Consider the following 5,482-nt stretch of genomic DNA (forward strand, 5'->3'; position numbering starts at 1 on the left):
CACGAGCACGGGATTCGTCCGCCCGCACGAGACTCGGCCCCGCAGCCTTCCGGCGCAACCCGCCCCGACACGCAGACGACCCCGCCACCGGACGGTGACGGGGTCGTCGTGACGTTGCGTGCTTACAGTGCGGCGCACTCCGCGCACACCGGGCCGAGCTTCGACTCGTGGTCGAGCTGCGAGCGGTGCTTCACGAGGAAGCACTCGACACAGGTGAACTCGTCGACCTGGGGCGGGAGGACGACGACGTCGAGGTCGACGTCGGAGAGGTCCTGACCGGCGAGCTCGAACGAGCCCGGGTTGTCGGAATCATCGTCGACGACGCCCGACATCTTGTCGGGGACGCGCTCCTTCAGAGCCTCGATCGACTCCGAGTCCGAGGAGTCGTCGGTCTTCCGGGGGGCGTCGTAATCGGTGGCCATGCCCATCCATTTCTCGTATCGAGAGGTCGTCGCCGGTGATCGGCGGCGACAGTTTGCACCACGACCCGCCGGAGTGCAAACCGAGCGTCCCGGCGGTTCGTTCGGCCCGTGCAACCCGTCACCGGGCCCTGCCATTCCCGGGTCGTCGGAACCGCCGTCCCGCACTCCGCGGCACGCCCGTGCGCCTCCCCGGGATCGGGGTCGACGCGCTGCATACTCACGGGGTACGACGCACGACCGTACGCACGCATCGGAAGGCGGAACCATGCAGGACCTGAGAGTCATCGGAGTGGAGTCGGGCGCACTCCTGCTCGCGACGGACGGCGGCACGGAGTACCGGCTGCCCGTCACCTCGTCCCTCCCGGGCCAGGTCCGGCAGGCGAACCCCGAGGGCGGACCGCAGAAGCGCGTGTCCCCGAAGGACGTCCAGGCGCGCATCCGCGGTGGCGCCGACGCCGCCGACGTGGCCGCCGCGCTCGACGTCGACGTCGACTACGTCCGTCGCTTCGAGGGCCCCGTGCTCGCCGAGCGCGCCTTCATCGTCGACGCCGCCCGCCGGGTGTCCGTGACGCCGGTCGACGACGAGGCACCCGACACGTTCGGCGAGGCGATCACCGCGAAGCTCGAGGCCGGCGAAGCCACGGGCGTGCAGTGGGGTTCGTGGAAGCACGTCGACACGGGCTGGCAGGTCCGCGTCCGCTACGCCGTCGACGAGGTCGAGCACGACGCCCAGTGGCGCTTCGACCCGAAGACGTCGACGCTCGTGCCCGACAACGGTGACGCGCACCGCCTCTCCCACACGGACGACGAGGGCATCGCGCCCCGCCTCCGCGCGGTCGAGTTCGACCACGAGGACGCCGACGGCACCCGCTTCGACTCCGGAGCCTTCCGGGTCGACACCGCGGACGACGGGCTGACGGACCCCGAGGTCGCCGAGCGCGCTCCGCTCCGCGCGCCGCTCCCCCGCATCGGTGCGGCCGCCCCCGAGGAGCGTGCTCCCGGCAACGAGACCGCCGACCTGCTGGAGGCGCTCCGTCGCCGCCGCGGTGAGCGCGAGGCCGCGTCGTTCACCGAGCACCAGGAGGAGCCCCGTCGCACCTCCATCAGCGTCGTCGACGTCCCGCTGCACGGCTTCGAGGACTCGTCCGACACCGCGCCCCAGCCGGACGCGCGCCCGTCGTCCGCTCCGGAGCCCGAGGTGCGGGACCGGAAGAAGCGGAGCCGCCGGTCGATGCCGAGCTGGGACGAGATCGTCTTCGGCACGCGCCCGGAGGACCCCGCCTGATCCCCGCCCTGGAGGCACGACCCGGCCCCGTCACGCAGCGCGCGTGACGGGGCCGGTCACGTCCAGGGCATCGGCGGCCGGCCGCACCCGGTCGCGTCCTCAGCCCGCGAACGCGCCGGCGAGGCGGAGCGGCACGAAGGTCTCCTCGTCGCTCATCGCGCCGTGCTGCCCGAGCATGCGCTTCGGGACCTCGCCGGGACGCAGTGCCCGGTCGTCGTTGAACGCCCACGACCCGCGGGCGACGAGCACGACGTCGCCGATGCGGTCGACCACCTCCGGAGCCACGGCGCCGAACCAGCCGGCCTCGATCGCCTCGGCCCGGGTCGCGACGTACGCCTTCTTGCCGTAGCGGGCCCGGAAGCGGCCGACGAGGTCGCGCACGTCGGTGCCCGCCGCGACGGCGAGCTGTCGGCAGCGCGGATCGCCCGCGACCCCGACGACGTCCGTCAGCAGCTCGGGGTCCATCGGCAGGTTCGCGTGCTCCGGGACGTCGAGCACGCCGTGGTCAGCCGTCACGACGACCCCCACGTCCGGGCGCAGTGCACGGTCGAAGCGTGCCAGCTCGCCGTCGAGGAGCTCGAGGGCGGCCGTCCACCGGTCGGACTGCCACCCGTGCTTGTGCCCGATCGAGTCGAGCTCGGGGACGTAGAGGTACACGAGCGAGCGGCCCGTCGCGGTCTCGGCCAGGGCGGCGTCGACGCGCTGCGGGATCGAGTCGGCGGGCACGTAGCGCGCCCCGCCGAGGACGCTCGCCGTCATGCCCGACGACCGGTAGCGCGCCGGGCCGACGACGACCGGGTCGACCCCGAGCGCCGCAGCCTCGGTGAAGAGCGTCGGGCCGAGCAGCCAGTCCGCCGGCACCTCGGCGTCCCACCCGCTGAGCAGGTTCATCACCTTCTCGGTGTCGGGGTTCCAACCGCTGTAGCCGACGATCCCGTGCGACCCGGGCGGCCGACCGGTCGTGAGGGTGCTCAGCGCCGCGGCCGTCGTCGTGGGGAACCCGCTCCGCAGCTTCTTGGCGGAACCGCTCGCGGGCGGGGCCACCAGCCACCGCGCGTGCCCGGCGCGCGCCGAGAGCGCGACGGAGCCGAGTCCGTCCACCAGCACGACGACCGCCGAGCGGGCGGGGCGGAGGGCGATCCGTGCCTCCAGGCCGTGTGATCGCAACCACGCGTCGTCCGCAGCGCCGAGCGCCACGAGGCAACTCGGGAAGACGTCGGCGAGGTTCGCGGCGGCGTCGGGGGCCGTCGGTACGCTGGTTCCCATCCCCACCAGTCTCGCAGAAGGGTGCCATGGCACGCACGGAAGCAGTCGGCCTGCCCGACGGCGAACGCATCGAGGACGTCGACGTCTCCGAGGAGATGCAGGGTTCCTTCCTCGAGTACGCGTACTCCGTCATCTACTCCCGGGCACTCCCCGACGCACGCGACGGCCTCAAGCCCGTGCAGCGCCGCATCCTGTACCAGATGTCCGAGATGGGCCTCCGGCCGGACCGGGGGCACGTCAAGAGCGCCCGCGTCACCGGCGAGGTGATGGGCAAGCTGCACCCGCACGGCGACAGCGCGATCTACGACGCGCTCGTCCGCATGGCGCAGCCGTTCACGATGCGTGTGCCGCTCGTCGACGGTCACGGCAACTTCGGCTCCCTCGACGACGGCCCCGCCGCGGCCCGGTACACCGAGGCCCGGCTCGCCGAACCCTCGATGGCGATGACCGAGGGGCTTGGCGAGGACGTCGTCGACTTCGTCCCGAACTACGACAACCAGATCATGCAGCCGGGTGTGCTGCCGGCGGCGTTCCCGAACCTCCTCGTCAACGGTGCCTCGGGCATCGCGGTCGGCATGGCCACGAACATGGCGCCGCACAACCTGGGCGAGGTCGTCGAGGCCGCGAAGCACCTGCTCATGAACCCGCAGGCCTCGCTCGAGGAGCTCATGGAGTTCGTCCCGGGCCCGGACCTCCCCGGCGGCGGCACGATCGTCGGGCTCTCCGGGGTCCGCGACGCCTACGCCACCGGCCGTGGGTCGTTCCGCACCCGCGCGAAGGTCAGCGTCGAGAACCTCACGCCGCGCAAGGCCGGGCTCATCGTCACCGAGCTCCCCTACCTCGTCGGCCCCGAGCGCGTGATCGAGAAGATCAAGGACGGCGTCCAGTCGAAGAAGCTCGTCGGGATCTCCGACGTGAAGGACCTCACCGACCGCAACCACGGGCTGCGGCTCGTCATCGAGATCAAGTCCGGCTTCAACCCCACCGCCGTGCTCGAGCAGCTCTACAAGCACACCCCGCTCGAGGACGGCTTCGGCATCAACAACGTCGCACTCGTCGACGGCTCCCCGCGGACCCTCGGGCTGCGGGACCTGCTCGACGTCTACGTGCGCCACCGCCTGTCGGTCGTCACGCGACGATCGGAGTACCGGCTGGCCCGGCGCCGTGAGCGGCTCCACCTGGTCGAGGGCCTGCTCATCGCGATCCTCGACATCGACGAGGTCATCGAGGTGATCCGCTCCTCGGACGACTCCGAGGCCGCGCGGTCCCGACTGCAGACGGTGTTCGACCTGTCCGAGGTGCAGGCCGAGTACATCCTCGAGCTCCGGCTGCGCAGGCTGACGAAGTTCTCCCGCCTCGAGCTCGAGGGCGAGCGCGACCAGCTGCTCGCCGACATCGCCGCGCTCGAGGAGCTCCTGGCCTCCGACGAACGCCTCCGGGCGCAGGTGTCGCTCGAGCTCACCGAGGTGTCCGACCGGTTCGCGACGCCGCGCCGCACGCTCCTGACCGAGGCCGACGCCCCGGTCCGCGGTGGCCGCAAGGCCGCGGTCGACCCGGAGTCGCTGCAGATCGCCGACTCGCCGTGCCGCGTCATCCTCTCCACCACGGGGCGGCTCGTCCGCGTCGACATCCCCGACACCGACCTCGGCATCGTGCGGGTGCCGAAGCGGTCGAAGCACGACGCCGTCCGGTCGTCGGTCGTGTCGACGGTCCGCGGGCAGCTCGGTGCGCTGACCTCGACCGGCCGCGTGGTGCGGTTCTCCCCGGTGGACGTCCCTGCGGTCCCGCCGGCCTCCGTGCGGCTCGACGCGGGTGTCCGGGTGTCGGAGTACCTCGGCGTGGCCCGCACCGAGACCGTGGTCGCACTCATCTCCCTGGGTTCGGACGACTCCGTGGCGATCGGTACCGCGCAGGGCGTGGTGAAGCGGGTCGTGGCCGGTGCGTGGCCGGACAAGCCCGAGGTCGTCGCGATCGGCCTCAAGCCGGGCGATTCGGTGATCGGCGCGACCCAGGCACCCGAGGACGACGACCTCGTGTTCATCACCTCGAACGCACAGCTCCTCCGGTTCCCGGCGTCCGGCGTCCGGCCTCAGGGTCTGCCGGCCGGCGGTGTGGCCGGGGTCGCACTCGCGTCCGGTGCCTCGGTGATCTGGTTCGGCTCGGTCCCGCGGTCCGACGACGCCGTCGTGGCGACCGTCTCGACTTCGTCGGCCGCGCTGCCCGGCACGGACAACGGTCGGGCCAAGGTGTCGGCGCTGTCCGAGTTCCCGGCGAAGGGCCGCGCGACCCAGGGTGTCCGGGCGCACGCGTTCCTGAAGGGCGAGGACGGCCTGACCGTGGCGTGGGCGGGCATCGCGCCGCCGCACGCGGTCGGGACGGACGGCGCAGCACGGACCCTGCCCGACTGGCTGTCGAAGCGTGATGGGTCGGGCAGTCCGCTCGACGCCGTGATCGGCACGATCGGCGGGAGTGCGGCCGCGCTCGACGGGACCGCGGGCGAGGCGTAGGC

At 72.5% G+C, this 5,482-nt stretch carries 4 protein-coding genes; 2 read left to right on the forward strand and 2 right to left on the reverse strand.

Annotated elements, in window-relative coordinates; genetic code table 11:
• Positions 1-122: 122 nt before the first annotated feature.
• The gene (locus ACSW7Y_RS15920; RefSeq protein ID WP_031272446.1) at positions 123-422 is read right to left on the reverse strand and encodes a DUF4193 domain-containing protein; all 300 of its coding nucleotides are present in this window, start codon (positions 420-422) and stop codon (positions 123-125) included.
• A gap of 265 nt (positions 423-687) precedes the next feature.
• On the opposite strand from ACSW7Y_RS15920, the gene sepH reads away from it, so the two are divergent.
• A complete protein-coding gene (sepH, locus tag ACSW7Y_RS15925; RefSeq protein WP_438127216.1) occupies positions 688-1,707 on the forward strand; it encodes a septation protein SepH in 1,020 nt (339 codons plus the stop codon).
• Between the two features lie 99 nt (positions 1,708-1,806).
• Here the strand turns inward: sepH and ACSW7Y_RS15930 are convergent, their stop codons facing one another.
• Complete coding sequence (locus ACSW7Y_RS15930) at positions 1,807-2,973, reverse strand: alkaline phosphatase family protein (RefSeq protein ID WP_438127217.1); 1,167 nt, start codon at positions 2,971-2,973, stop codon at positions 1,807-1,809.
• Positions 2,974-2,999: 26 nt separating this feature from the next.
• Between ACSW7Y_RS15930 and ACSW7Y_RS15935 the strand changes: the two genes are divergently transcribed.
• Positions 3,000-5,480: a DNA gyrase/topoisomerase IV subunit A gene (locus ACSW7Y_RS15935; RefSeq protein ID WP_438127218.1), complete on the forward strand. Its 2,481-nt coding sequence runs from the start codon at positions 3,000-3,002 to the stop codon at positions 5,478-5,480.
• Positions 5,481-5,482 lie beyond the last annotated feature (2 nt).

The organism is Curtobacterium flaccumfaciens, from assembly GCF_051548005.1.
GTDB lineage: Bacteria > Actinomycetota > Actinomycetes > Actinomycetales > Microbacteriaceae > Curtobacterium.

Coding starts and splice junctions, on each gene's coding strand:
- ACSW7Y_RS15920 (WP_031272446.1), bottom strand. CDS start 422: ATGGCCACCGATTACGACGCCCCCCGGAAGACCGACGACTCCTCGGAC.
- sepH (WP_438127216.1), top strand. CDS start 688: ATGCAGGACCTGAGAGTCATCGGAGTGGAGTCGGGCGCACTCCTGCTC.
- ACSW7Y_RS15930 (WP_438127217.1), bottom strand. CDS start 2,973: ATGGGAACCAGCGTACCGACGGCCCCCGACGCCGCCGCGAACCTCGCC.
- ACSW7Y_RS15935 (WP_438127218.1), top strand. CDS start 3,000: ATGGCACGCACGGAAGCAGTCGGCCTGCCCGACGGCGAACGCATCGAG.